Here is a 25,324-nt window from a genome sequence, read left to right on the forward strand (position 1 = left end):
TACTAGGGCGTTTCGGCAACGCGGCATGGGGGTCCCCCCTGGCCCTTAAGGCCTTGGGGGAGTGCGTGCCAGACGCCCCGGGCCCGGGCGGGGTTTAGACACAGGCTCTGAGCCTCGCGTCACATCGGGTACGGGCTACGCGTTGCTGGCCGCGACCCAGCGTTCCAGGGCGTGCCGGGCCGCCCCCGAGTCGATGGCCTCGGCGGCCCGGGCCATCGCGGCACCGAGCTGCCCGGCGAGCGGGCCCTGTCCCGGTTCGAGGGCGACGAGGGCGGCCGCCGAGTTGAGGAGGACCGCGTCCCGCACCGGCCCGCGCTCCCCCGCGAGCAGGCGGCGGGCGACGTCGGCGTTGTACGAGGAGTCCGCGCCGCGCAGCGCCTCGATGGGCACGATCTCGATGCCGACCTCGCGCGGGTCGAAGCTCTCCTCGGTGACCTGGCCGTCGCGCACCACCCACACCCGGGACGTCCCGGTGGTGGTCAGCTCGTCGAGGCCGTCGTCGCCGCGGAAGACCAGCGCGGACGAGCCGCGTTCGGCGAGCACGCCCGCCACGATGGGCGCCATCCGCGCGTCCGCGACGCCGGTCGCCTGGGCCCGTACCCGGGCCGGATTGGTCAGCGGGCCGAGGAAGTTGAAGGTGGTGCGGATGCCCATCTCGCGGCGGGCCGCGGCGACGTAGCGCAGCGCCGGGTGGAACTTCACGGCGAAGCAGAACGTGATGCCGGCCTCCTCCGCGACCTCGACGACCCGCTGCGGAGTGAGGTCGAGGTTGACGCCGAGCTTCTCCAGCACGTCGGAGGCGCCGCTGGCCGAGGAGGCGGCCCGGTTGCCGTGCTTGACGACCTTGGCGCCGGTGCCGGCCACCACGATCGCCGACATGGTGGAGATGTTGACGGTCTTGGCGTTGTCGCCGCCGGTGCCGACGATGTCCACGCTGGGGCCCGGCACCTCGATGAGGTTGGCGTGCTCGTACATGGTGCGTACCAGGCCGGTGATCTCGGCGACGGTCTCGCCCTTGGCGCGCAGGGCCACCGCGAAGGCGGCGATCTGGGCGTCGGTGGCCTCGCCGCGCATGATCCGGTCCATCGCCCAGGCGGTCACGTCCGCGCTCTGGTCGGTGCCGCTGAGCAGCGCGTCCAGGACGCCCGGCCAGGAGTGGGCCGCCACGGTGTCGCCTCCGGTGGGGGTAACAGCGCTCATGCTCGCTCCTGGTGGTCAAGGGACTGTATGCCGCCCGCAAGCCTATCGACAGGGGCGGGGCACGCAGTGCCCGTGCCCGCAGTACGGACGGACGCGCGGCGACAGCACGAAAGGCTCCGGCCCGGCCCCCGTGAAGGGGCCGGGCCGGAGCCTCGGTTGTGGCGACCGTCAGGTCAAGCAGGGATCAGTGGTGGCCGTGGCCGCTCGTGATCTCCTCGTACTCCTCGGCCGTCGGCTTGGGGATCTGGTTCCCCTCGCCGAAGTAGCCCTTGCTGAGCTTGGCGCGCAGCTTCTGCGTCCGCGAGACCTTGCGGGCGACACCGTTCTCGTCGACCGCCGGGCCGATCTCGGCCGGCTCGTACTGCTCGTGCGCGGTGAGCTTGTAGCGCGCACCGGCGTCCAGCGGCTCGTGGACCTCGATGAACTCGCCGTGCGGCAGCCGCTTGATGATGCCGGACTCGCGTCCGTGCAGCACCTTCTCGGCGTCGCGCCGCTGCAGACCCAGGCAGATCCGCTTGGTGGCGACGAACGCGAGGACCGGGGCCACGAAGAACGCGATCCGCACGAACCAGGTGATGACGTTGATCGAGAGGTGGAAGTGGGTCGCCCAGAGGTCGTTTCCACCACCGATGAGCAGCACCATGTACCAGGTGATCCACGCGACACCGAACGCGGTACGCGTCGGCGCGTTGCGCGGCCGGTCCGCGATGTGGTGCTCGCGCTTGTCCCCGGTGACCCAGGACTCGATGAACGGGTAGACCGCGATGGTCGCCAGGACCAGCGGGAAGATCACCAGCGGGACGAACACACCCAGGACGAGCGTGTGGCCCCACAGGTTGATCTCCCAGCCCGGCATCACACGGATGAGGCCTTCGGAGAAGCCCATGTACCAGTCGGGCTGGGCGCCGGTGGACACCTGGTCCGGCCGGTAGGGGCCGATCGCCCAGATCGGGTTGATCGAGGCGATCGCCGCGACGACCGCGATGACACCGAAGACCAGGAAGAAGAAGCCGCCCGCCTTCGCCATGTACACCGGGAGCAGCGGCATGCCGACGACGTTCTTGTTCGTACGTCCCGGACCCGCGAACTGGGTGTGCTTGTGGTAGAAGACCAGGATCAGGTGGGCCACCATCAGGCCGAGCATGATGCCGGGCAGCAGCAGGATGTGGACCGAGTAGAACCGGGCCACGAAGTCGCCGCCGGGGAACTCTCCGCCGAACAGGAAGAACGAGAGGTACGTGCCGACGACCGGCACGGACAGGATCGCGCCCTCCATGAAGCGGACACCGGTGCCCGACAGCAGGTCGTCCGGGAGCGAGTAACCGGTGAAGCCGGTGAACATGCCGAGGACGAACAGCAGGAAGCCGAACAGCCAGTTGACCTCACGCGGCTTGCGGAAGGCGCCCGTGAAGAACACGCGCATCATGTGCACGAACATGCCGGCGAGGAAGATCAGCGCCGCCCAGTGGTGGATCTGCCGGATCAGCAGACCACCGCGCACATCGAAGCTGATGTGCATGGTCGAGTTGAACGCCTCGGACATGTGCATGCCCTGCAGCGGCACGTACGAGCCGTCGTAGACGACCTCGTTCATGCTCGGGTGGAAGAACAGCGTCAGATACACACCCGTGAGGATGATGATGATGAAGCTGTACATGCAGATCTCGCCGAGCATGAAGGACCAGTGGTCCGGGAAGATCTTGCGCATGTTGGCCTTGGCCAGGGAGTAGATCCCGAGCCGGCCGTCCGCCCAGTCCGCGATCCGCTCACCGGCGGGCGCTTCGCGCCGTGCGTCTGTCGTGGTGCTCATCCGCGCTCCCAGAAGGCAGGACCGACGGGCTCTTCGAAGTCGCCGAGCGCTTCGAGGTAACCCTCGTCATTCACGCCGATCCGCAGCTGCGGAAGAGCGTGACCGGCCGGGCCGAAGATGACGCGGGCGCCGTCGGAGAGGTCGAAGGTGGACTGGTGGCACGGGCAGAGCACGTGGTGCGTCTGCTGCTCGTACAGGGAGATCGGGCAGCCGACGTGGGTGCAGATCTTCGAGTACGCGACGATGCCCTGGTGCGACCATTCGAGCTCGCGCTTGTCCTTGATGTCCTCCGGCTTGATCCGGACGAGCATCAGGGCGGCCTTGGCGATCTGCGTCTGGAAGTCCTCCGCGTCCTCCTCCAGGCCCTCGGGCTTGGCGAAGGTGAGCGAACCGACCGTCAGGTCCTCGGGACGCAGCGGCTCGTTGGTGTTCATGTTGATCAGGGCCTTGCCCTTGGACCACATGGTGTGCCGCAGCTTGGTCTCGGGCAGCGTGCCCAGGTCGCGCAGCAGCATCACACCGGAGAGCGGCACCATGGCGAGCGCGCCGAACATGGTGTTGCGGATCAGCTTGCGGCGTCCGAACCCGGACTCGGCCGCGCCCTGCTTGAAGTCGGCCAGGACCTGCGCCTTGACCTCCGGCGGGGCCGCGATCTCGTGTCGCTCGGCCGGCATCTCCACGTCGGACATCAGCGTGCGGGCCCAGTGGACCGCGCCCGCGCCGATGCAGAACAGCGCCACACCCAGGGTCAGACCCAGGGCGAAGTTGAGGGCGCTGACGTGCCCGAACGGGAAGATGAAGACGATCTTGTCGACCGGGAAGATCACGTACGAGGCGATGAAGCCGACCGTCGCGACCATGGACAGGAAGAACAGGAACGCGACCGCACGCTCGGAGCGCTTGGCCGCCCGCTCGTCGATGTCCTGGATGCGCGGCTTGTGGGCCGGCAGTCCCGGGTCGGCGAAGGGGTCGCCCGCGGTCTCTACCGCGCCGTGCGCGGTGGCCTGCGCTTCAGGCAGGCTCTCGGAATTCTCTTGGCTACTCATGACTTCTTGGCCTTAGCGGTGTGGGCCGCGACCCAGATGGCTACTGCGATGAGGGCACCCAGACCGAAGATCCAGCCGAACAGACCCTCGCTGACCGGGCCGAGCCCGCCGAGCTTGAGGCCACCGGGGCTCGCGGACTTGTCGCTGTTGACGGCGTGCAGGTACGCGATGATGTCCTGCTTCTGCTTCTGCGGCATCGTCGTGTCCGGGAAGGACGGCATGTTCTGCGGGCCGGTCTGCATGGCCTCGTAGATGTGCTTGGGGTCCACGTCCTCCAGGCTGGGGGCGAACTTGCCGTTCGTCAGGGCACCGCCCTCACCCGTGAAGTTGTGGCACTGGGCGCAGTTGGTGCGGAACAGCTCGCCACCCTTGGCGATGTCCGCACCGCTCGGGTTGTACTGCGACTTGTTCGGCACGCTCGGACCGGCGCCCAGCGAGGCCACGTACGCGGCGAGCTGGTCGATCTCGGCCTGCGAGTAGATGACCTTCTTCTTCGGCACCTGCGCGCCGGGCTGCTGCGCCGGCATACGGCCGGTGCCGACCTGGAAGTCCACCGCGGCGGCGCCCACGCCTACCAGGGAGGGGCCGTCAGAGGTGCCCTGACCGCCGGTTCCGTGGCAGCTGGCGCAGCCGACGGAGTAGAGCTTCTTGCCCTCGTCGATGGCGAGGGACTGGGCGGTGTCGTCAGCCTTGGCCGTGCCCGCGGGCGCGAACGCGGCGTACAGCCCCCCGGTGGCCGCCAGCGCGAGGAGTAGGACGACGACCGCCGCCAGCGGATGGCGTCGTCGTGCGGAGAGCTTTTTCACGGATTACCCCGGTGTCAGGATCTTCTGCGTCGATGCTGGATGTGGTGCGGACCTACGGGCCCGGTTACTGGATCAGGTAGATCGTGGCGAAGAGGCCGATCCACACGACATCGACGAAGTGCCAGTAATAGGACACGACGATGGCCGCGGTCGCCTGTTCATGGGTGAACCTCTTGGCCGCGTACGTCCTGCCCAGAACCAGCAGGAAGGCGATCAGGCCGCCCGTCACATGCAGTCCGTGGAAGCCCGTGGTCAGGTAGAACACCGATCCGTACGGATCCGAGGAGAGCGAGAGGCCGTCCTCCTTCACCAGATCGGTGTACTCGTAGACCTGGCCGCCGATGAAGATCGCACCCATCACGAACGTGATGATGAACCAGGTGCGGAGCTTCTTCACATCGCCGCGCTCCGCGGCGAAGACGCCGAGCTGGCAGGTGAGGGAGGAGAGCACCAGGATCGTGGTGTTGGTCGCCGAGAACGGAAGGTTCAGGGACGAGGCCATTTCTGACCAGTGCGCGGCACCCGTTACCGATCGCAGAGTGAAGTACATCGCGAAGAGGGCCGCGAAGAACATCAGCTCGGAACTCAACCAGATGATGGTTCCGACGCTGGTGAGGTTCGGCCGATTGACCGACGGGTGCGCGTGCCCGGTTTCTACTGTCGTTGCTGTCGCCACGACCGACATTATGTCGGTCGCTTATCCCGCCCTCACTCCGGGGGGTGCCGTTCGGTGTGTCAGCGGCGTGTGCAGGGCCCGAACGGCCCATCGAAGGGCTGTCCGAACCGGTGTTGACGGGCAGTCGGACGGAGTAGCATCCGCGCATCGGTTCATGAGCCAACGTCGGCGATTCCGCCGGACCTTCGGAGGATCCATGCAGTCGAGCGCCACCGTTCTGGTCTACAGCGACGACGCGAACACCCGCGCACAGGTGCGGCTCGCGGCCGGGCGCAGGCCCGCCTCCGATGTGCCTCCGGTCGAGTTCCTGGAGTGCGCGACGCTGCCGGCGGTCCTCAAGGAGCTGGACCGCGGCGGCATCGACGTCTGTGTCCTGGACGGCGAGGCGGTCCCGGCCGGGGGCATGGGCGTCTGCCGCCAGATCAAGGACGAGGTCTTCCAGTGCCCGCCGGTGCTGCTCCTCATCGGCCGCCCGCAGGACGCCTGGCTGGCCACCTGGAGCCGTGCGGACGCCGCGGTGACCCTCCCGGTCGAGCCGGTCGAGTTCGCCGAGGCCCTGGCCTCCCTGCTGCGCAAGCGGCTCGCCGTGGGTGCCTGACCTCACACTCCCGGCCGCAGCCGGGCGGAGTTGGCCTTGGTCTGGCCGGCCTTGAGGTCGGCCAGCAGGGCGCTGCCCGTGCGCCACTTGGCCCAGTCCACGTTCCAGTCGCCGAACCCGTTGTCGAAGGGCGTCATGTCCTCGCCGATGCTGTTGACGACCTTGACGATGTCGCCCTCGTTGATGTTCTCGAAGAACCAGGCGGCGTTGCCGGTGCTCATGCCCGTGCATCCGTGGCTGACGTTCTCGGAGCCCTGCGAGCCCACCGACCAGGGCGCCGCGTGCACGTATTCGCCGCTCCAGGTGACCCGTGTGGCGTAGTAGACGGGCAGGTCGTACGCGTCCGCGCTGTTCGACGAGATGCCGACGGTCTCCCCGCGCATCCGTACGAAGTACTGCTTGCCCAGGACGACCTTGACGCCGTTGCGGGTGGAGAATCCGGGCTTTCCGGTGGTGACCGGAATGGTATTGATCACTTCTCCGTTGCGTTTGACCGTCATGTAGTGCCCGGCTGCGTCGGTGATGGCCTCGACGCGGTCGCCCGTGGTGATCCTCAGGGGCTTGGCGGGGCCGCCGTACAGCTTGTCCGCGATCTTCACGCCCTCCAGATTGGAGTGGACGTTGATCGTGGCGTGGGTGGGCCAGTACTCCTTGGGCCGGTAGTGCAGGACCTTGTCGCCCACCCAGTACCAGTTGCCCTCCACCTTGGGCGTGGACTCGACTCTCAGGGCGCGTTCGACGATCGCGCGGGCCGCCTTGTCCTTGACCGGCTTGCTGAGTTCCGCGGTGATGGGCTGCCCGACGCCGTACTTGCCCGCGTCCGGGCCGAATTCGACCTCCACGGCGTCCTTGACCGCGGCGGTGTCGAACGTGAGCGTGCGCAGCCCCGGGGAGCCGTCCGCGTTCTCCGTGGAGACCTTGACGGTGTAGTGCGCTCCGGCCACCAGCGGGGCGGTGGAGTGCCAGCGGCTGCCGTCGGCGGCCAGTTCGCCCGCCAGATAGCGGCCGTTGCCGTCGACGGCGGTGACGTCCGTCAGGCGGCCGTCCTTGCTCTTGACGGTGATCTCAAGGGGCTTGTTGGGATCGGCCTTCTGGCTGCCGGCCGGACCGTTGTAGACGACCTGCTCGGCCGCGTCGTACGGCTTGGCCGAGAGCGGGTTGGCGTCTGGACCGCCGCACCCCGTGGCCCCCACACCGAGGGACAGGACAAGGAGGGTGCAGCTCACTACGGTGCGGATGCGCGGTGCGTGGCTCATGACCACACGGTATGAAGATTCGTCAGCCCCGGCGCGCGGGGTGACTGCAAACGAGGGGCCCTCCGTCTCTGGGCGAGACGGAGGGCCCCTCTTGGCGCAGCGCGGGGTGCGGAACTACTGGTTCTGGTTCTCGCCGCGGTAGTACTCGAACACCCAGCCGTAGAGACCGACCAGGATCAGCGGAGCCGAGAAGTACAGCAGCCACCAGCCCATGGCGATCGCGAGGAAGGCCAGGGCGCCGCCGATGCCGAGCGAGAGCGGCTGCCAGGAGTGCGGCGAGAAGAAGCCGACCTCACCGGCGTCGTCCGCGACGTCGGCCTCCTTGTCGTCCTGGGCGCCCACGTCGACCCGCCGGGCCGTGAAGGCCAGGTAGAAGCCGATCATGACGCTCAGGCCGAAGGCCATGACGAGCGCGGTGGTTCCGGCCGCTTCCTTCGACCACACGCCGTACACGACGGCCATGATCAGGATGAAGACGGACAGCCACAGGAACATCTTGCCCTGGATCTTCACTTCCCGGCCTCCTTGCCACCGGCGAGCATGTGGTCACCGTGGACGTCGCCGTGGTTCTCAAGCTGGTCGAGAGCCGCGATCTCGGGGTGGTGGAGGTCGAACGCCGGCGATTCGGAGCGAATGCGCGGCATCGTGAGGAAGTTGTGCCGCGGCGGCGGGCAGGAGGTCGCCCACTCCAGCGAACGGCCGTAGCCCCACGGGTCGTCGACCTCGATCTTCTTGCCGTACTTGGCGGTCTTCCAGACGTTGTAGAAGAACGGCAGGATCGACAGACCGAGCAGGAACGAGGAGATCGTCGAGATCGTGTTCAGGGCGGTGAAGCCGTCGGCCGCCAGGTAGTCGGCGTAACGCCGCGGCATGCCCTCCACACCCAGCCAGTGCTGCACCAGGAACGTGCCGTGGAAGCCCACGAACAGCGTCCAGAAGGTGATCTTGCCGAGCCGCTCGTCCAGCATCTTTCCGGTGAACTTCGGCCACCAGAAGTGGAATCCGGAGAACATCGCGAAGACCACGGTGCCGAAGATGACGTAGTGGAAGTGCGCGACGACGAAGTACGAGTCGGAGACGTGGAAGTCCATCGGCGGCGAGGCCAGGATGACGCCGGTCAGACCACCGAAGGTGAAGGTGATCAGGAAGCCGACGGCCCACAGCATGGGTGTCTCGAAGGACAGGGAGCCCTTCCACATCGTGCCGATCCAGTTGAAGAACTTCACGCCCGTCGGCACGGCGATGAGGAACGTCATGAAGGAGAAGAACGGCAGGAGCACGCCACCGGTGACGTACATGTGGTGCGCCCACACGGTCACGGAAAGACCCGCGATCGCGATGGTGGCGCCGATGAGGCCGCTGTAGCCGAACATCGGCTTTCGGCTGAACACCGGAATCACTTCGGAAATGATTCCGAAGAATGGCAACGCGATGATGTACACCTCTGGATGGCCGAAGAACCAGAAGAGGTGTTGCCAGAGAATCGCGCCGCCATTACTGGCGTCGAAGACGTGCGCACCGAACTTGCGGTCCGCCTCCAGGGCGAACAGCGCGGCCGCGAGGACCGGGAAGGCCAGCAGGACCAGCACACCGGTCAGCAGGACGTTCCACACGAAGATCGGCATCCGGAACATCGTCATGCCGGGAGCGCGCATGCAGATGATCGTGGTGATGAAGTTGACCGAGCCGAGGATCGTGCCGAAGCCGGAGAAGGCCAGACCCATGATCCACATGTCGGCGCCGACGCCCGGCGAGCGGACCGCGTCCGACAGCGGGGAGTAGGCGAACCAGCCGAAGTCGGCCGCGCCCTGCGGGGTGAGGAAGCCACCGACCGCGATGGTCGAGCCGAACAGGTAGAGCCAGTAGGCGAACATGTTCAGCCGCGGGAACGCCACGTCGGGCGCGCCGATCTGCAGCGGCATGATCCAGTTCGCGAATCCGGCGAACAGCGGCGTCGCGAACATCAGCAGCATGATCGTGCCGTGCATCGTGAACGCCTGGTTGAACTGCTCGTTCGACATGATCTGCGTGCCGGGGCGGGCGAGTTCGGCGCGCATGAAGAGCGCCATGATCCCGCCGATGCAGAAGAACGCGAACGACGTGACCAGGTACATCGTGCCGATCGTCTTGTGATCAGTGGTGGTCAGCCACTTGATGACGACGTTTCCCGGCTGCTTGCGCCGGACCGGCAGCTCGTTCTCGTACGAGTCGTCTGCTGCCGCGGCACCCTGAGATTCGTTGAGGATGCTCACAGTTTGTTCGTCTCCGCGTTCTTGGCGGGGTCGGTCTGGGCGATGCCCGCCGGCACGTAGCCGGACTGGCCCTTCGCCGCCAGCTCCTTGAGGTGCTGCTGGTAGCGCTCCGGGGAGACGACCTTCACGTTGAAGAGCATGCGCGAGTGGTCGACGCCGCAGAGTTCGGCGCACTTGCCCAGGAAGGTGCCTTCCTGGTTCGGCGTGACCTCGAACGAGTTGGTGTGCCCGGGGATGACGTCCTGCTTCATCAGGAACGGCACGATCCAGAAGGAGTGGATGACGTCGCGCGAGGTCAGCACGAAGCGGACCTTCTCGCCCTTCGGCAGCCACAGGGTCGGGCCCGGGTTTCCGGTCTGCGGGTTACGGGTGCCGGGGATGCCGACGTCGTAGACACCGCCCGCGTTCGCGGGGAAGTCCTTCTTGAACCGGTCCGGAATCGCCGTCAGGTTCTTGTCCGTCTTGGCGTCGCCCTTCACACCGGGCACGTCCTCGACGTAGTTGAAGCCCCAGCTCCACTGATAGCCGACCACGTTGACCGTGTGAGCGGGCTTCGGGGACAGAGCCAGGAGCTTCGTCTCGTCGCGTGCCGTGAAGTAGAAGAGCACGGAGACGATGATGAGCGGGACCACGGTGTACAGCGCCTCGATGGGCATGTTGTACCGGGTCTGCGGGGGTACCTCGACCTTGGTGCGGCTGCGCCGGTGGAAGATGACGCTCCACAGGATCAGGCCCCAGACCAGCACGCCCGTGGCGAGCGCAGCCGCCCACGAGCCCTGCCAGAGGGACAGGATCCTGGGAGCCTCGTCCGTCACCGGAGTGGGCATACCAAGTCGAGGGAAGTCTTTCCAGTTGTACGAGCAACCGGATGCTGTCGCCAGGACCAGGCCCGCAGTCAGCACCTGCGGCAGCTTCCGCCGCATCGGGCGCCGCGACGAGCGGTCGGAGCCGTTGGGACTCACGTAGCGCCTTCCCGAGAGTCTCGCCCGCGGTGGTCGGCTACGGCCGTCTCGCTGGTCGGTCGCCGCCCTGGCACACGGGCAGGGGTTTGGATGTTTATGCGGACCAAACCCTACTGGACGCTATTTGGGGTCGCGCGGGGAGGGTGCCCAACGCGCCGCCCGACTCCCCGAAGGGGTGGAGCCGCGGTGGAATCCCGGCCTCCGGGCGCCATCTGACGGCCCCTCGCCCCGTCCCCCGCCGCTCGTGCGCCCGGCCGGGGTTAGCGTGGCCGGGTGCCCTACTTCGACGCGGCCTCCTCGGCCCCCCTGCACCCCGTCGCCCGCCAGGCCCTGCAAGCCTCCCTGGACGAGGGGTGGGCCGATCCGGCCCGGCTCTACCGGGAGGGCAGGCGCGCCCGGCTGCTCCTGGACGCGGCGCGGGAGGCCGCCGCGGAGGCCGTCGGCTGCCGCCCGGACGAGCTCAGCTTCACCAGTTCGGGGACACGCGCGGTGCACTCCGGAATTTACGGATCCTTGTCCGGGCGTCGGCGTGTCGGGCGGCATCTGGTGGTGTCCGCCGTCGAGCACTCCTCGGTCCTCCATTCGGCCGCCTCCCATGAGGCGGGCGGCGGTTCAGTGACCGAGGTCGCGGTGGACCGTACGGGCCGGGTCTCCCCCGACGCGTACGCGGCCGCCCTGCGCCCCGACACCGCGCTCGCCTGTCTCCAGTCCGCCAACCACGAGGTGGGCACCCTCCAGCCGGTGGCCGAGGCGGCCGAGGCGTGCCGGGCGGCCGGGGTGCCGCTGCTCGTGGACGCGGCCCAGTCGCTGGCCTGGGGGCCGGTCGAGGGTGCCTGGTCGATCCTCGCGGCGAGTGCCCACAAATGGGGCGGTCCGGCAGGAGTCGGGCTGCTCGCGGTGCGCAAGGGCGTCCGGTTCGCGCCTCAAGGGCCCGCCGACGAGCGGGAGTCGGGGCGCGCGGCCGGCTTCGAGAACATCCCGGCGATCGTCGCGGCGGCCGCTTCCCTGCGGGCCGTACGGGCCGAGGCGGCGGCCGAATCGGCGCGCCTGCGGGGCCTGGTGGAGCGGATCCGCACCCGGGTCGCGGAGCTGGTGCCGGATGTCGAGGTGGTCGGCGATCCGGTGCGGCGGCTGCCGCATCTGGTCACCTTCTCCTGTCTCTATGTCGACGGAGAGACCCTGCTGCACGAGCTCGACCGGGCGGAATTCTCTGTTTCGTCCGGTTCATCCTGTACGAGCAGCACCCTGACGCCCAGCCATGTGCTGCGCGCCATGGGGGTGCTGAGCGAGGGCAACGTCCGGGTGTCCCTGCCGCTCGGCACTCCGGATCAGGAGGTGGACCGCTTCCTCGACGTGCTGCCGGGGGTGGTCGCGTCCGTACGGACCAGGCTCGGGGCGCCGGGCGCGGCGGCCGGGCCCGGCGACGCCGAGGAGTTCGTGGTGGACTCGCTCGGCAGGCTCTGCCCGATCCCGGTCATCGAACTCGCGAAGGCGATCGGGAACGTACCGGTGGGCGGCGTCGTGACGGTGCTCGCCGACGACGAGGCGGCCCGCCTCGACATCCCGGCGTGGTGCGAGATGCGGTCGCAGGAGTACCTGGGCGAGCACCCGGCGGAGGGCGGAACCGCCTACCGGGTGCGCCGCGTCAGCTGAGTCCTACTGGAGGTGGGCCTGCACCTCGGCGGCGGCCTCGTCGCCGTACGCCTTGGTGAAGCGCTCCATGAAGTGGGCCCGGCGCAGGGTGTACTCCTGGGTGCCGAGCGTCTCGATGACGAGGGTGGCCAGCATGCAGCCGAGCTGGGCTGCGCGCTCGTGGCCGACGCCCCAGGACAGGCCGGTCAGGAACCCGGCGCGGAAGGCGTCGCCCACGCCCGTCGGGTCGACCTTGGCCTCCTCCTGCGGGACGCCGACGACGATCGGCTCGGCGCCGACCTTCTCGATGCGCACCCCGCGCGAGCCGAGGGTGGTGACCCGGTAGTCGACCTTGGCGAGGATCTCCTCGTCGCTCCAGCCGGTCTTGTTCTCGATGAGCCCCTTCTCGTACTCGTTGGAGAAGAGGTACGTCGCGCCTTCGAGCAGGGTGCGGATGTCGTCGCCGGACATGCGGGCGATCTGCTGCGAGAAGTCGGCCGCGAAGGGGATGCTCCGCGCCTTGCACTCCTCGGTGTGGCGCAGCATCGCCTCGGGGTCGTCCGCGCCGATCAGCACGAGGTCGAGGCCGCCCACGCGGTCGGCGACGGCCTTCAGCTCGATCTGGCGGGCCTCGCTCATGGCGCCCGTGTAGAAGGAGCCGATCTGGTTGTGGTCGGCGTCGGTGGTGCACACGAAGCGGGCGGTGTGCAGGACCTCGGAGATCCGTACCGAGCCGGTGTCGACGCCGTGCCGGTCGAGCCAGGCGCGGTACTCGTCGAAGTCGGAGCCGGCGGCGCCGACCAGGATCGGCCGGCCGCCGAGCTGGCCCATGCCGAAGCAGATGTTCGGACCGACACCGCCACGGCGTACGTCGAGGTTGTCGACCAGGAAGGAGAGGGAGACCGTGTGCAGCTGGTCGGCGACCAGCTGGTCGGCGAATCGGCCGGGGAAGGTCATGAGGTGGTCGGTGGCGATGGAGCCGGTGACTGCGATACGCACGGCGGGGGCGCTCCTGAAGGGGGACAGCATTGACGGTTCACGCTACCGGGTCGGCTCTGCTGGGCCGACCGGCGGAAACTACCCAATAGTAGGTCTTTCTGCGCACGCTTCCTGATGCGTACGGTGCGAAGCATGGAAACCGAGTTGAGCAGCGGGCACGGGGTGGCGGCCGATCTTCCGGGTCTGGAGGAGCTGCGCGGGGACTGCGCACGGATGGCTCCGCACTGGGTGGTGCCCGCACGGAACGCTCCGGCGCCGGTGCCGCCGTCCCGGATCCACGGTGTGGCCATTCCGTCTTCCTCGGTGCGGCTGATCGCGGACATGTCCGAATACGGGGACTGAAACGGCCTGATCATGCGGGTGGAGCGCACGGGATGGAACCGTGCGCTCCCCCGCTCCGTCCAATCGGCGTCCCACGTAAGGGGGATGCGGGATACGACTGGACAGGAGCGATCTGGTGAGCAGCGAGCACACGCAGGACGAGCCCGAGCAGCGGCGTTCGCGACGAACTCCCTTGATCCTCGCCGCGGCCGCCGTGGCCGTACTGGCCGTGGGCGGCGGCGGGGCGTACTGGGCCTCGACGACGTCCTCGGGCGGTGGCAGTACGCCCGGCGAGAACGGCGCACCTCCGCCGCTCGCACTCGACAGCACCCCGGGCGGCCAAGGCGGCAGCAGCGGCGGCGGCAACGGGATCGCGCCCGGTGAGCCGGACCCGAACGGCGTGGTCTACAAGGCGTCGGTCAAGCTGCCCGGCGGCCCCGGCAAGGCGTCCGTCTTCCAGCCGCGCGGCATGGTGAGCGAGGCCGATGCGACCCGGCTCGCCCGGGCGCTGGGGGTCGAAGGGGCGGTGCGCCTCGAAGGCGACAGCTGGAAGGCGGGGGTGACGAAGGACGGCTCGGGCCCGGTTCTGACGGTCACTCAGAAGGCGCCCGGCACTTGGACGTTCGCGCGGTACGGCACCGGCGGCTCGGACAACTGCCCCAAGGGCAAGATGTGTCCGATGCACACCACGGGCGCGGACACCGGCGGAGGCGCGGGCACCGGCGCCGACTCGGGCTCCGGCGGCCCGGTGAGCGAGCAGGCGGCGAAGGCGGCCGCGGCGCCGGTCCTCAAGGCGCTCGGCCAGGACGATGCCAAGCTGGACGCCAAGGAGATCCTCGCCTCGGCCCGGGTGGTGAACGCCGATCCCGTTGTGGACGGGCTCCCCACCTACGGCTGGACGACCGGCATCCAGGTCGGCCCGGACGGTCAAGTGGTGGGCGGCAGCGGCCAGTTGAAGACCCCGGACAAGGGTGCCACGTATCCGGTGATCAGCGCGGACCAGACGCTGGCGCAGCTCAACAGCCACGTCACCCAGCGGCCGAAGAGCAAGGACTGCACGGGGCCGGTGCCGTTGGACGGCCAGCCCACCAAGGGCCGGCTGCCGAGCGATCCGCAGGGCAACATCCAGCCGTGCAAGCAGCCCACGCCCTCGACCGTGACGATCGACGGGGCCGCCTTCGGGCTCGCCGCGCAGTTCGTGGACGGCACGCCGACCCTCGTACCGTCGTGGCTGTTCCAGGTGAAGCCGGACGCCGGGCAGCCGTTCACGATCACCGCTCCGGCGGTGGCGCCCCAGTACGTGACCAAGCCGCCGACCGGTGCTCCCGTGCCGCCGCCGTCGGGTTCCCCCACCACGCCGGGCGAGCGCGGTCAGGCGCTTGAGTCGTACGCCGTCGCGCCGGACGGGCGGACGCTGAACGTGACGTTCTGGGGCGGAGTGTGCAGTACGTACACGGCGACCGCCGACGAGAGCGGCGACGGCGTGCGGGTCAAGGTGACCGGCCAGATCAAGGACCCGAAGAAGATGTGCGTCATGCTGGCCAAGCAGCAGACGGTCTCGGTCGAGCTGCACCAGGCGATCGGCACCCGCAAGGTGCTCGACGCGGACACCGGCAAGGAACTGCCGAAGAAGTAGCGCGAGTTGTAGCGACGACGCCGGACACGGCGAAGGCGGGTGTCCCCGGTGACCGGGGGCACCCGCCTTTCGGCTGCCGCGAGACTCGGCTCTCGCCGCTGCGAGGCCTAGCTGAAGGAGTCGCCGCAGGCGCAGGAGCCCGTCGCGTTCGGGTTGTCGATCGTGAAGCCCTGCTTCTCGATGGTGTCGACGAAGTCGATCGAGGCGCCGCCCAGGTACGGGGCGCTCATGCGGTCGGTGACGACCTTGACGCCGTCGAAGTCCTTGACGACATCGCCGTCGAGCGAGCGCTCGTCGAAGAACAGCTGGTAGCGCAAGCCGGAGCAGCCGCCCGGCTGAACGGCGACACGCAGCGCCAGGTCGTCCCGGCCTTCCTGCTCAAGGAGGCCCTTGACCTTGGCCGCGGCGGCGTCGGACAGGAGGATGCCGTCGCTCACGGTGGTGGTCTCGTCCGATACGGACATCTGCTTCTCTCCCGGGTTGTACGGAGACTGCTTGCCGACGGTTGCAACCGGCGGGGCCCCGGATTCATTCCGGGTTCTTCCCTTTCATGCTCGCACACGCGGGGGCGGGCGAGGAAAGGCCTGTGGACAACTCCGTACGGGACCGGGTGCGGGCAGGCCGCGGGCGGGGTGCGTCACATCGACGCTATGGCCATCGTCAAAGTGACGTGAAGCAGTTATGATAGATAGCGTCATTTCGACGAAAACCCCTCGGTGGAAGCACCGGGGTCACTGGAGCGGCTCCGCCGCACTGCTCAGGAAACAGAAAGGGTGCGTGACGTGACCACCGCCCAGCCCCGTCAGGACCTCGTCGGCCGCGTCGAGCTCGACGTCCAGCCGACGCCGCTCGCGCTGCTCCTGCTCGGCCGCGAGGCCGACCCCAAGAGCGAGCGCGGCGTGGAATGTCCCGGCGACCTTCCTTCGCCCTCCGACCCGGACCTGGTGGCCCGCGCCCGCGCGGCCAAGGCGAAGCTCGGGGACAAGGTCTTCATCCTCGGGCACCACTACCAGCGCGACGAGGTCATCGAGTTCGCCGATGTGACGGGCGACTCGTTCAAGCTGGCCAAGGACGCCGCCGCGAAGCCCGAGGCCGAGTACATCGTGTTCTGCGGTGTGCACTTCATGGCCGAATCCGCGGACATCCTGACCGGTGACGACCAGAAGGTCGTCCTGCCGGACCTCGCCGCGGGCTGCTCGATGGCCGACATGGCCACGGCCGAGCAGGTCGCCGAGTGCTGGGACGTGCTGACCGAGGCCGGCATAGCCGAGCAGGTCGTGCCCGTCTCGTACATGAACTCCTCGGCCGACATCAAGGCGTTCACCGGCAAGCACGGCGGCACGATCTGCACCTCGTCCAACGCCGAGCGCGCCCTGAACTGGGCCTTCGAGCAGGGCGAGAAGGTGCTCTTCCTGCCGGACCAGCACCTGGGCCGCAACACCGCGGTGCGCGAGCTCGGCATGTCCCTCGACGACTGCGTGCTCTACAACCCGCACAAGCCGAACGGCGGGCTCACCGTCGAGGAGCTGCGGAACGCCAAGATGATCCTGTGGCGCGGGCACTGCTCGGTGCACGGCCGCTTCTCGCTGGACTCGGTGAACGACGTACGCGAGCGGATCCCGGGCGTGAACGTCCTGGTGCACCCCGAGTGCAAGCACGAGGTCGTCGCCGCGGCGGACTACGTCGGCTCGACCGAGTACATCATCAAGGCCCTGGAGGCCGCCCCGCGCGGCTCGAAGTGGGCGATCGGCACCGAGCTGAACCTGGTGCGGCGCCTGGCCAACCGGTTCGCCGCCGAGGACAAGGAGATCGTCTTCCTCGACAAGACGGTCTGCTTCTGCTCGACCATGAACCGCATCGACCTCCCCCACCTGGTGTGGGCCCTGGAATCGCTCGCCGAGGGCAAGCTGATCAACCAGATTCAGGTCGACAAGGAGACCGAGAGCTTCGCGAAGCTGGCTCTGGAGCGGATGCTGGCGCTGCCGTAACCCGGCCGCCCGACACGACGGAAGGCCGCCCCCCCCTTGCGGGAGGGGGCGGCCTTCGTCGTTACGGGACCGGGTTGCTCGCCCGGGTCAGGCGTTGGCCGGCTCCAGCTGGTCGGAGTCGTCCGAGGGGGCCGGGAGCCCGGCCTTCCTGGCGCGCCTGGCCGCCTTCTTCTTGGCCTTGCGCTCCTTGCGGAGCTCGACCATCGCGTAGAGGGTCGGCACCAGGAGCAGCGTCAGCAGCGTCGACGTCACCAGACCGCCGATCACCACCACCGCGAGCGGCTGGGCTATGAAGCCGCCCTCGCCCGTGACCCCGAGCGCCATCGGGAGCAGCGCGAAGATCGTCGCCAGCGCCGTCATGAGGATCGGGCGCAGCCGGTGACGGCCACCCTCGACGACCGCCTCGACGACGCCAAGGCCCTGCTTGCGGTACTGGTTGATCAGGTCGATCAGGACGATCGCGTTGGTGACCACGATGCCGATCAGCATGAGCATGCCGATCATCGCCGGGACGCCCATCGGGGTGCCGGTCGCGACCAGCAGACCGATCGCACCCGTGGCCGCGAAGGGGATCGCGACCAGCAGGATCAGCGGCTGGATCAGGGACTTGAACGTCGCGACCAGGAGCATGAAGACGATCGCGATCGCCGCCAGCATCGCCAGGCCCAGGTTCTTGAACGCGTCCGACTGGTCCGAGGAGACACCGCCGATGGAGGCGGTGGCGCCGGACGGCAGCTTCAGGTCCTTGATCTTGGCCTGGAGGTCGGTGCTGACCTTGCCGGTGTTGTCGCCGACCGGCTTGGCGGTGATGGTCGCGGAGCGGGCGCCGTCGATCCGGGTCATCGAGACCGGACCGGGAACCAGCTTCACGTCGGCGATGTCGCCGAGCTTGACCGGGCCGAGGGCCAGGTTCTTGAGCTGGTCCACCGTGGTGGCCGGGTCGGCCGCGGTGATGTACACATCACGCTCGGAGTCGCCCATGATCGCCTTGGTGACCTGGGTGCCCCGCACCTGCTGGGCGACGGCCATGCCGAGGGTGGTCTGGTTGAAGCCCGCGTCGGCCGCCTTGTCGTTGGGCTGCACCGAGACCCGGGGCACGCTCTGCGCCAGGTCGCTCTGGACGTCGCTGACGTCCTTGAGGCTCGCGACCGCCTGGCGGACCTGCTCCGAGGCCTTCTTCAGGACGTCGCCGTCGGCCGCCTTGACGACCACGCTCAGGTTCTGGCTGCCGAAGCCGCCGCCGGTCGAGATGGCCGGGGCGCCCGGCTGACCCTTGAGGGCCGCCTCAAGACGGTCGTGCGCCTTGTCGTAGTCGCCCGCGCTCTTCAGCGTCACGGTGTACGAGGCCTGGTTGGCGCCGGTGCCGCCGCCGAAGGCCGCCATGAAGCCGGAGGAGCCGACGGTGACCTGGTAGCTCTTGACGGCCGGGTCGGCGGCGAGGATCTGCTCGACCTTCTTGGAGGCGGCGTCCGCCGCGTCCAGGCTGGTGCCCGGGGCCAGCTCCTGCTTGATCGAGAGGGTGTCCTGCTCGCCCTGGTCGAAGAAGTTGGTCTTCAGCAGACCGGCCATGCCGAACGTACCGACCAGGATGACGACCGCGATCAGCACGCTGGTGAGGCGGCGCCGGGTGGCGAAGCGGAGCACGGGGACGTAGATCCGCTGGAGGCGGGCCTTGTTCTCCTTCTCCTCGGCCTTGCGGCGCGCCTCGTCGGGGTCGATGCCCGCGATCGACTTCGGCGCACGCAGGAACCAGTACGAAAGGACCGGGACGACGGTCAGCGAGACGAGGAGCGAAGCGAGCAGGGCCGCGGTGACGGTCAGGCTGAACGAGCCGAACAGCGCGCCCACCATGCCGCCGACCAGGCCGATCGGCAGGAAGACCGCGACAGTGGTCAGCGTCGACGACGTGACCGCGCCGGCGACCTCCTTGACCGCGGTGAGGATCGCGTAGTGGCGCTCCTCGCCGTAGCCGAGGTGGCGCTTGATGTTCTCCAGGACCACGATCGAGTCGTCGACGACCCGGCCGATCGCGATCGTCAGCGCGCCAAGCGTGAGCATGTTGAGGGAGAGGTCCTGCGTCCACAGCACGATCAGTGCGAGGACCACGGACAGCGGTATGGAGACCGCCGTCACCAGCGTCGAGCGGATCGAGGCCAGGAAGAGCAGGATCACGAGCACCGCGAAGAGCAGGCCGAACGCGCCCTCGGTGGTCAGGCCGGAGATGGCCTTGGAGACCTGCGGGCCCTGGTCCGAGACGACGGTGAGCTCGGCGCCCGAACCGAGGTCCTTCTTCAGGTCGGGCAGCTTGTCCTTGACGGCCTGGGAGATCGCGACGGCACTGCCGTCGTGGTCCATGGTGGCCATCACGGCGAGGCTGGGCCTGCCGTTGGTGCGGGTGATGGAGACCCGCTTGGAGGGCTGCTGCTTGACGGTGGCGATGTCGCCGAGGCGGACCGGGGCACCCTGCTGCGGCTTGATCCGCAGGTCCTCGATCTGCTTGAGCGAGGTGTAGGGGGCGCCGACCTGGACGGTGCGGCTCTTGCCGTCCTCGGAGAACGAGCCGCCGGGGATGGTGGCGCCGCCCGCCTTCAGGGCGTCGCCGAGCGTCATCGTGCTGAGCCCGGCCTCGGCGAGCTTCTTCGGGTCGGGCGTGACGTTGACCTGGAGGTCCTGGACGCCGTCGACGCTGACGCGGCCGACGCCCTTGATGTCCTCCAGGACCGGGACGACCGTGCGGTCCAGCTGGTCGGCGAGCGCCTGCTGGTCCTTGTCGGAGGTCACCGCGAGCACGACGGTCGGCATGTCGTCGGTGGAGCCGGCCACGACCTGCGGGTCGACTTCCGAAGGGATCTGGTTGCGGGACCGGTTGACGGCCTGCTGGATGTCGGCGACGAGCTGCTTCGTGCCCGTGCCGTAGTCGAAGGTCGCCATGATCACGGCGTTGCCCTCGGACGCCGTGGACGTGATGCCCTTGACTCCGCTGACGGCCTTGATGTTCTTTTCGAGCGGCTCGACGACCTGCTTCTCGACCACGTCGGGGGACGCACCCTGGTAGGGGGCGAGCACCGACACCATCGGCAGTTCGATGGTGGGCAGCAGTTGCTGCTTGAGCTGCGGAATGGCGATCGCCCCGAAGACGATCGCGACGATCGACATCAGGCCTATCAGGGCCCGTTGTGCGAGGCTGAATCTGGACAGCCAGGACATGGGTGAGGTCTCTCTTCTGTGGCGTGCGAGCGGCGGTACCCAGCAGGCGGGCAGGCGGGACCGGCCCGTGATCACGCGGCGCATCACCCGGGAAGACCCGGCCCCCACCTATAACTCTCAGCCATGGGGCGGGTCCGATTCCTCGCTCCCAGGTCCCTTTCCTTATCCCGCGCATACCGCAGCCGCAGTACGCAGCACTCCACCCTTCAGTCCACCCGTGGGCGGACAAGGCCGGATTCGTACGCGATTACCACCAGTTGGGCACGGTCGCGGGCGCTCAATTTGGCCATCGCGCGGTTGACGTGGGTCTTGACGGTGAGCGGGCTGACCGCGAGGCGCTCGGCGATCTCGTCGTTGGAGTGGCCTCCCGCGACCTGCACCAGGACCTCGCGCTCGCGGACGGTGAGGGCGGCGAGCCGCTCGCCGTGCCGCCCCGGGTCCTCGCCGCCGCCGTCCCAACTTCCGCCCTGCGCAAGGAAGGTGGTGATCAGGCCCCTGGTCGCGGCCGGGGACAGCAGGGCCTCACCGGCCGCCGCGACCCGGATCGCGCCGAGCAGTTCCTCGGGCTCGGCGCCCTTGCCGAGGAAGCCCGAGGCGCCGGCCCGCAGCGACTGCACGACGTACTCGTCCACCTCGAAGGTCGTCAGCATCACCACGTGGACGCCGGACAGGGCGGGGTCGGCGGTGATCGCGCGGGTGGCGGCGAGGCCGTCGGTGCCGGGCATCCGGATGTCCATCAGGACCACGTCCGGCAGGGTCTCGTGGACCACCCCCACGACTTCGGCGCCGTCGGCCGCCTCGCCGACGACCTCCATGTCCGGCTCGGAGTCGACCAGTACGCGGAACGCCGAGCGCAGCAGCGCCTGGTCGTCGGCGAGTACCACCTTGATCGTCATGACGTGCCTTCCCCCGTGGCCCCGGTCTCCGGGGCCTTGACCGGCAGTATCGCCTGTACGCGGAAGCCGCCGCCGTAGCGGGGCCCGGCGGTGCAGCTGCCGCCGAGCGCGGTGACGCGCTCGCGCATGCCGAGCAGGCCGTGCCCTCCGCCGTCGCCGCTGCCGTCGCCCGCGGCGGTGCCGTTGTCGATGACGGTGATCTCGGTGTTCGGGCCGACCCGTACGACGCTCACCTCGGCCTTGGCGCCGGGTCCCGCGTGCTTGTGCACATTGGTGAGCGCCTCCTGGATGACCCGGTACGCGGCGAGGTCGACGGAGGCGGGCAGCGGGGAGTCGTCGACGCGGGCGAGCTCCACGGGCAGTCCCGCGCGCCGGAATCCGCCGATCAGATCGTCGAGGAGGGCGAGTCCGGGGGCGGGCTCGGTGGGGGCGGCCGGGTCGCCGGACTGACGCAACAGGCCGACGGTGGACCGGAGTTCGTCGAGCGCCGACCGACTGGCCTCGCGCACATGGGCGAGGGCCTCCTTGGCCTGGTCGGGCCGCTTGTCCATGACGTGGGCGGCGACTCCGGCCTGGACGTTGACCAGCGCGATGTGGTGGGCCACCACGTCGTGGAGGTCGCGGGCGATCCGCAGCCGCTCCTCGGCGACCCGGCGCCGCGCCTCCTCCTCGCGGCCGTGCTCGGCCCGCTCGGCGCGCTCCCTGATCGCGTCGACGAAGGCGCGCCGGCTGCGTACGGCGTCTCCGGCGGCCGCGGCCATGCCGGTCCAGGCGAAGATCCCGACGTGTTCCTGGGAGTACCAGGGCGGGACGCCGAAGAGCATCGCCGTACCGGTGAGCACGACGATGGTGAGCACGCCGACCCGGTAGGTGGTGGGCCGGTCGGTGTGGGCGGCGACCGTGTACAGCGCGACGACGGCGCTCATCGCGACGGGCGCGGGCGGCGCGCCGAGGCCCAGCTCGATCATGGTGAGCACGCCGGTGCAGCCGAGCACCACCATGGGCCTGCGCCGCCGCAGTACGAGGACGGCCGCCCCCAGCGTCATCAGGACGAGGGAGCGCAGGCCCGGCGTGCGGGTGCCGAAGGTGGGCCCGTTCGGCCCATGCGGGTCGGCGAAGGACCCGAGGACCATGCAGAGCAGTACGCCGAGGGCGACGGCCGCGTCCAGGGCCAGCGGATGCGCCCTGAGCCACGGGCGGGCACGGTCGATGGGGGTCACGGTCACCTACCGTAAAGGGGCCCTGCCGCAAAGAGGCCGGGACCCGGCCCCCCCGTCAGCCCGGGATGAGCCCGTCGTCGCTGAGCATCTCCTTGACCTCGTCCAGCGTCGCGTCCGGGCTCGGCAGGATCAGCTCGGAGGGCTCCAGGGCGTCGTCCGGAAGGGGCTCGCCCAGGCGGCGCACCGCGTCGAGGAGCGCGTTCAAGGTGGACCGGAAGCCCGCTTCGTCACCGGCCTCGATCTCTTCGAGGAGCTCGTCGTCGAGCTTGTTGAGCTCGGTGAAGTGGCTGTCCGCCAGCTTCACCTGCCCCTCCCCCATGATCCGGACGATCATGAACGTCTCCTGCCGCTCGTCACTGCTTGTCGAAGCGCGGGCTCTGCTGCGGGGCCTGGTCCTGAGGAGCGGCGGTGCCGCCTTCGATGGCCTGCTTCCCGTTGGCTCCGCCACCCATCAGCTCGGCCTTCATCCGCTGCAGTTCCAGCTCTACATCCGTACCACCGGACAGCCGGTCCAGCTCGGTCTGGATGTCGTCCTTGGCGAGGCCCGACTGGTCGTCGAGGGCGCCGGAGGCGAGCAGTTCGTCGATCGCGCCGGCCCGCGCCTGGAGCTGCGCGGTCTTGTCCTCGGCCCGCTGGATGGCCATGCCGACGTCGCTCATCTCCTCGGAGATGCCCGAGAAGGATTCCGCGATCCGGGTCTGGGCCTGGGCCGCCGTGTAGGTCGCCTTGATCGTTTCCTTCTTGGTGCGGAAGGCGTCGACCTTGGCCTGGAGGCGCTGGGCCGCAAGGGTGAGCTTCTCCTCCTCGCCCTGCAGCGTCTGGTGCTGCGTCTCCAGGTCGGTGACCTGCTGCTGGAGCGAGGCCCGGCGGGACAGGGCCTCGCGGGCCAGGTCCTCACGGCCGAGCGAGAGGGCCTTGCGGCCCTGGTCCTCCAGCTTGGAGGACTGGCTCTGGAGCTGGTTGAGCTGCAGCTCCAGACGCTTGCGGGAGGTCGCCACGTCGGCGACGCCCCGGCGCACCTTCTGGAGCAGCTCAAGCTGCTTCTGGTACGAGTAATCGAGGGTCTCGCGAGGGTCCTCGGCCCGGTCAAGGGCCTTGTTCGCCTTCGCGCGGAAGATCATCCCCATACGCTTCATGACACCGCTCATGGGCTTCGCGCGCCCCCTTCTGACGGACTCCAGCTCCAGCTGCTGCAACAGAACCCACAGTACGGGCCCTGCATCCATTACCGCACTGTTCCGGCGCCGATGCGCTCATCCCCAAGGACGACTACGCCCCGCGTTGATCCGGCGCAGGGAGTAGGTGAACCTCGGGGAACCGTGCATCCACTGCCTCTCCAGACGCAAGGCGTTGTGGGATCGTTCCCCACCGGCCTGGGGTCCATTCCCGTTACCCCGTACCCTTGGGGATTGTGTTCCGTAGCCGTTCCAACGCAGAGAAGGCCCCCACCGACAAGGTGACGGCGGACCTCTCCAAAGCGCCCCGCGACCCCGAGGCCCCCAAGGGGCGCCCCACTCCCAAGCGGAGTGAGGCCCAGACTCAGCGCCGCCGTGCCTCGACCGTGCCGACCGACCGCAAGGAGGCCGCCAAGCGCCAGCGCGAGGCCCGCCGGGTCGACATGGCCAAGCAGCGCGAGGCGCTCGCCAATGGCGACCAGCGCTACCTGCCGGCCCGCGACAAGGGCCCGGTGCGCAAGTTCGTCCGCGACTTCGTCGACTCCCGGTTCTCGGTCGCCGAGATGTTCCTGCCGCTCGCGGTGATCATCCTGGTCCTCTCGATGATCCGGATCGGCAGCCTGCAGAGCCTTTCGCTGCTGCTGTGGCTCGTCGTGATCGTGCTGATCGTCCTCGACTCGATCGGGCTCGCCTTCCGCCTGAAGAGGGCGCTGGCCGCCCGCTTCCCGGACGAGCCGAAGAAGGGCGCCGTCGCGTACGGCCTGATGCGTACGCTCCAGATGCGCCGGCTGCGGCTGCCCAAGCCGCAGGTCAAGCGCGGAGAGCGGCCCTGAGCGCCGGTCCGTCCGGCTTCACCGGCGCCTCGGGCGCCTGGCTCAAGGGCCTCGCCGGGCTGCGCAACGTCGTCCGCCAGGAGCTCGTGGCCCGGCAGCTCGACGAGCAGATAGCCGGGCGTTTCCCGGTGGGCCAGCGCCTTCGGATCCTGGACGTCGGCATGGGCCAGGGCACCCAGGCCCTGCGCCTGGCTCGGGCCGGGCACTCGGTGACCGGGCTCGAAGCCGATCCCGGCATGCTGAAGGTTGCCCGCGATTCGCTGGCCACCGAGCCCGAGGGCATCCGCGAGCGGGTCCGCCTGATCGAGGGCGACGGCCGCGAGACCGGGGTGCACTTCCTGCCCGGCTCGTTCGACGTGGTGCTCTGCCACGGCGTCCTGATGTACGTCCAGGAGCCCGACGCGATGCTCGCGGGCCTGGCCCGGATGCTCGCCCCCGGCGGCCTGCTCTCGCTGCTCGTACGGAACGCGGACGCGCTGGCGGTGCGGCCCGGGCTCGCCGGTGACTGGCCGGGCGCCCTGGCCGCCTTCGACACCGACTCGTACACCAACCGGCTCGGCCTCCCGGTCCGGGCCGACAGGCTGGCCGCGCTGACCCGCACGCTGGACGGGATCGCGGCGCCGCTGCACGCCTGGTACGGGGTGCGGGTGTTCACCGACAACGTGCCCAACGAGACGCCGCTGCCGGCCGCCGACGAGCTGGACCGGCTGCTCGCCGCCGAGGACCGGGCTGGCCGCACCGACCCCTACCGCCAGGTCGCGGCGCTGCTGCACCTCTTCGGCGTACGGGACTGAGGCGCGGGTATCCGCCG

At 69.1% G+C, this 25,324-nt stretch carries 23 protein-coding genes; 7 read left to right on the forward strand and 16 right to left on the reverse strand.

The window, feature by feature from the left end:
* Positions 1–135: 135 nt before the first annotated feature.
* The 5 genes from trpD to ctaE all read right to left on the reverse strand — a co-directional run bounded on the left by trpD (position 136) and on the right by ctaE (position 5,547).
* The gene (trpD, locus tag ACWC2B_RS00005; protein ID WP_450714132.1) at positions 136–1,200 is read right to left on the reverse strand and encodes an anthranilate phosphoribosyltransferase; all 1,065 of its coding nucleotides are present in this window, start codon (positions 1,198–1,200) and stop codon (positions 136–138) included.
* 184 nt (positions 1,201–1,384) lie between these two features.
* Complete coding sequence (qcrB, locus tag ACWC2B_RS00010) at positions 1,385–3,010, reverse strand: cytochrome bc1 complex cytochrome b subunit (RefSeq protein ID WP_450714133.1); 1,626 nt, start codon at positions 3,008–3,010, stop codon at positions 1,385–1,387.
* Positions 3,007–4,056 (reverse strand): cytochrome bc1 complex Rieske iron-sulfur subunit, encoded by a 1,050-nt coding sequence (gene qcrA / locus ACWC2B_RS00015; protein ID WP_450714134.1) that lies wholly within the window; start codon positions 4,054–4,056, stop codon positions 3,007–3,009. The genes qcrB and qcrA overlap by 4 nt, the downstream gene beginning before the upstream one ends.
* Complete coding sequence (qcrC, locus tag ACWC2B_RS00020) at positions 4,053–4,862, reverse strand: cytochrome bc1 complex diheme cytochrome c subunit (RefSeq protein WP_450714135.1); 810 nt, start codon at positions 4,860–4,862, stop codon at positions 4,053–4,055. Before qcrC ends, qcrA begins: the two co-directional genes overlap by 4 nt.
* A 64-nt stretch (positions 4,863–4,926) precedes the next feature.
* Positions 4,927–5,547: an aa3-type cytochrome oxidase subunit III gene (ctaE, locus tag ACWC2B_RS00025; protein ID WP_438294264.1), complete on the reverse strand. Its 621-nt coding sequence runs from the start codon at positions 5,545–5,547 to the stop codon at positions 4,927–4,929.
* 187 nt (positions 5,548–5,734) lie between these two features.
* Here ctaE and ACWC2B_RS00030 point away from each other — a divergent pair, with 187 nt between their 5' ends.
* Positions 5,735–6,136 carry a hypothetical protein gene (locus tag ACWC2B_RS00030; protein ID WP_450714136.1) on the forward strand — a complete coding sequence of 134 codons (402 nt, stop codon included), beginning with the start codon at positions 5,735–5,737 and terminating at the stop codon, positions 6,134–6,136.
* Between the two features lie 2 nt (positions 6,137–6,138).
* Here the strand turns inward: ACWC2B_RS00030 and ACWC2B_RS00035 are convergent, their stop codons facing one another.
* The 4 genes from ACWC2B_RS00035 to ctaC all read right to left on the reverse strand — a co-directional run bounded on the left by ACWC2B_RS00035 (position 6,139) and on the right by ctaC (position 10,606).
* On the reverse strand, positions 6,139–7,392 hold the full coding sequence (locus tag ACWC2B_RS00035; RefSeq protein ID WP_450714137.1) for an Ig-like domain-containing protein: 1,254 nt from the start codon (positions 7,390–7,392) through the stop codon (positions 6,139–6,141).
* Positions 7,393–7,506: 114 nt separating this feature from the next.
* Entirely contained in the window at positions 7,507–7,905 is a 399-nt protein-coding gene (locus ACWC2B_RS00040) for a cytochrome c oxidase subunit 4 (protein ID WP_450714138.1), read from the reverse strand.
* Positions 7,902–9,644 carry an aa3-type cytochrome oxidase subunit I gene (ctaD, locus tag ACWC2B_RS00045; protein ID WP_450714139.1) on the reverse strand — a complete coding sequence of 581 codons (1,743 nt, stop codon included), beginning with the start codon at positions 9,642–9,644 and terminating at the stop codon, positions 7,902–7,904. The genes ACWC2B_RS00040 and ctaD overlap by 4 nt, the downstream gene beginning before the upstream one ends.
* On the reverse strand, positions 9,641–10,606 hold the full coding sequence (ctaC, locus tag ACWC2B_RS00050; protein ID WP_450714140.1) for an aa3-type cytochrome oxidase subunit II: 966 nt from the start codon (positions 10,604–10,606) through the stop codon (positions 9,641–9,643). The genes ctaD and ctaC overlap by 4 nt, the downstream gene beginning before the upstream one ends.
* Positions 10,607–10,879: 273 nt before the next feature.
* Between ctaC and ACWC2B_RS00055 the strand changes: the two genes are divergently transcribed.
* A complete protein-coding gene (locus ACWC2B_RS00055) occupies positions 10,880–12,259 on the forward strand; it encodes an aminotransferase class V-fold PLP-dependent enzyme (RefSeq protein WP_450714141.1) in 1,380 nt (459 codons plus the stop codon).
* A gap of 3 nt (positions 12,260–12,262) precedes the next feature.
* On the opposite strand, the gene ACWC2B_RS00060 is transcribed toward ACWC2B_RS00055, so the two are convergent.
* Positions 12,263–13,237, reverse strand: a complete 975-nt coding sequence (locus ACWC2B_RS00060; RefSeq protein ID WP_450714142.1) for a carbohydrate kinase family protein — start codon at positions 13,235–13,237, stop codon at positions 12,263–12,265.
* 132 nt (positions 13,238–13,369) lie between these two features.
* Here ACWC2B_RS00060 and ACWC2B_RS00065 point away from each other — a divergent pair, with 132 nt between their 5' ends.
* Positions 13,370–13,579 (forward strand): hypothetical protein, encoded by a 210-nt coding sequence (locus tag ACWC2B_RS00065; RefSeq protein ID WP_450714143.1) that lies wholly within the window; start codon positions 13,370–13,372, stop codon positions 13,577–13,579.
* A 115-nt stretch (positions 13,580–13,694) separates the two neighbouring features.
* Positions 13,695–15,194 carry a hypothetical protein gene (locus ACWC2B_RS00070; RefSeq protein ID WP_450714144.1) on the forward strand — a complete coding sequence of 500 codons (1,500 nt, stop codon included), beginning with the start codon at positions 13,695–13,697 and terminating at the stop codon, positions 15,192–15,194.
* A gap of 107 nt (positions 15,195–15,301) precedes the next feature.
* Here the strand turns inward: ACWC2B_RS00070 and ACWC2B_RS00075 are convergent, their stop codons facing one another.
* The gene (locus ACWC2B_RS00075) at positions 15,302–15,658 is read right to left on the reverse strand and encodes a HesB/IscA family protein (RefSeq protein ID WP_030933606.1); all 357 of its coding nucleotides are present in this window, start codon (positions 15,656–15,658) and stop codon (positions 15,302–15,304) included.
* Between the two features lie 309 nt (positions 15,659–15,967).
* Here ACWC2B_RS00075 and nadA point away from each other — a divergent pair, with 309 nt between their 5' ends.
* Positions 15,968–17,182, forward strand: coding sequence for a quinolinate synthase NadA (gene nadA / locus ACWC2B_RS00080; protein WP_450714145.1), 1,215 nt, complete (start codon positions 15,968–15,970; stop codon positions 17,180–17,182).
* 87 nt (positions 17,183–17,269) lie between these two features.
* Here the strand turns inward: nadA and ACWC2B_RS00085 are convergent, their stop codons facing one another.
* The 5 genes from ACWC2B_RS00085 to ACWC2B_RS00105 all read right to left on the reverse strand — a co-directional run bounded on the left by ACWC2B_RS00085 (position 17,270) and on the right by ACWC2B_RS00105 (position 23,653).
* The gene (locus tag ACWC2B_RS00085) at positions 17,270–20,389 is read right to left on the reverse strand and encodes an efflux RND transporter permease subunit (protein WP_450714146.1); all 3,120 of its coding nucleotides are present in this window, start codon (positions 20,387–20,389) and stop codon (positions 17,270–17,272) included.
* A 206-nt stretch (positions 20,390–20,595) separates the two neighbouring features.
* Positions 20,596–21,285 carry a response regulator gene (locus ACWC2B_RS00090; protein ID WP_450714147.1) on the reverse strand — a complete coding sequence of 230 codons (690 nt, stop codon included), beginning with the start codon at positions 21,283–21,285 and terminating at the stop codon, positions 20,596–20,598.
* Positions 21,282–22,505, reverse strand: coding sequence for a sensor histidine kinase (locus ACWC2B_RS00095; protein ID WP_450714148.1), 1,224 nt, complete (start codon positions 22,503–22,505; stop codon positions 21,282–21,284). Before ACWC2B_RS00095 ends, ACWC2B_RS00090 begins: the two co-directional genes overlap by 4 nt.
* Before the next feature lie 55 nt (positions 22,506–22,560).
* Positions 22,561–22,839: a PspA-associated protein PspAA gene (pspAA, locus tag ACWC2B_RS00100; RefSeq protein WP_450714149.1), complete on the reverse strand. Its 279-nt coding sequence runs from the start codon at positions 22,837–22,839 to the stop codon at positions 22,561–22,563.
* Positions 22,840–22,858: 19 nt separating this feature from the next.
* The gene (locus ACWC2B_RS00105; RefSeq protein ID WP_450714150.1) at positions 22,859–23,653 is read right to left on the reverse strand and encodes a PspA/IM30 family protein; all 795 of its coding nucleotides are present in this window, start codon (positions 23,651–23,653) and stop codon (positions 22,859–22,861) included.
* 263 nt (positions 23,654–23,916) lie between these two features.
* Between ACWC2B_RS00105 and ACWC2B_RS00110 the strand changes: the two genes are divergently transcribed.
* Positions 23,917–24,513: a DUF3043 domain-containing protein gene (locus ACWC2B_RS00110; protein ID WP_450714151.1), complete on the forward strand. Its 597-nt coding sequence runs from the start codon at positions 23,917–23,919 to the stop codon at positions 24,511–24,513.
* A 59-nt stretch (positions 24,514–24,572) separates the two neighbouring features.
* A complete protein-coding gene (locus tag ACWC2B_RS00115; RefSeq protein ID WP_450714524.1) occupies positions 24,573–25,307 on the forward strand; it encodes a class I SAM-dependent methyltransferase in 735 nt (244 codons plus the stop codon).
* The last annotated feature ends 17 nt before the right edge of the window (positions 25,308–25,324 follow it).

The sequence above is a fragment of the Streptomyces sp. NPDC001415 genome (assembly GCF_053597395.1).

Bases quoted from the DNA above. Each gene is read 5' to 3' on its own strand.
- trpD (WP_450714132.1), bottom strand. From the start codon at position 1,200: ATGAGCGCTGTTACCCCCACCGGAGGCGACACCGTGGCGGCCCACTCC.
- qcrB (WP_450714133.1), bottom strand. From the start codon at position 3,010: ATGAGCACCACGACAGACGCACGGCGCGAAGCGCCCGCCGGTGAGCGG.
- qcrA (WP_450714134.1), bottom strand. From the start codon at position 4,056: ATGAGTAGCCAAGAGAATTCCGAGAGCCTGCCTGAAGCGCAGGCCACC.
- ctaE (WP_438294264.1), bottom strand. From the start codon at position 5,547: ATGTCGGTCGTGGCGACAGCAACGACAGTAGAAACCGGGCACGCGCAC.
- ACWC2B_RS00030 (WP_450714136.1), top strand. From the start codon at position 5,735: ATGCAGTCGAGCGCCACCGTTCTGGTCTACAGCGACGACGCGAACACC.
- ACWC2B_RS00035 (WP_450714137.1), bottom strand. From the start codon at position 7,392: ATGAGCCACGCACCGCGCATCCGCACCGTAGTGAGCTGCACCCTCCTT.
- ACWC2B_RS00065 (WP_450714143.1), top strand. From the start codon at position 13,370: ATGGAAACCGAGTTGAGCAGCGGGCACGGGGTGGCGGCCGATCTTCCG.
- ACWC2B_RS00075 (WP_030933606.1), bottom strand. From the start codon at position 15,658: ATGTCCGTATCGGACGAGACCACCACCGTGAGCGACGGCATCCTCCTG.
- ACWC2B_RS00085 (WP_450714146.1), bottom strand. From the start codon at position 20,389: ATGTCCTGGCTGTCCAGATTCAGCCTCGCACAACGGGCCCTGATAGGC.
- ACWC2B_RS00090 (WP_450714147.1), bottom strand. From the start codon at position 21,285: ATGACGATCAAGGTGGTACTCGCCGACGACCAGGCGCTGCTGCGCTCG.
- pspAA (WP_450714149.1), bottom strand. From the start codon at position 22,839: ATGATCGTCCGGATCATGGGGGAGGGGCAGGTGAAGCTGGCGGACAGC.
- ACWC2B_RS00105 (WP_450714150.1), bottom strand. From the start codon at position 23,653: ATGAGCGGTGTCATGAAGCGTATGGGGATGATCTTCCGCGCGAAGGCG.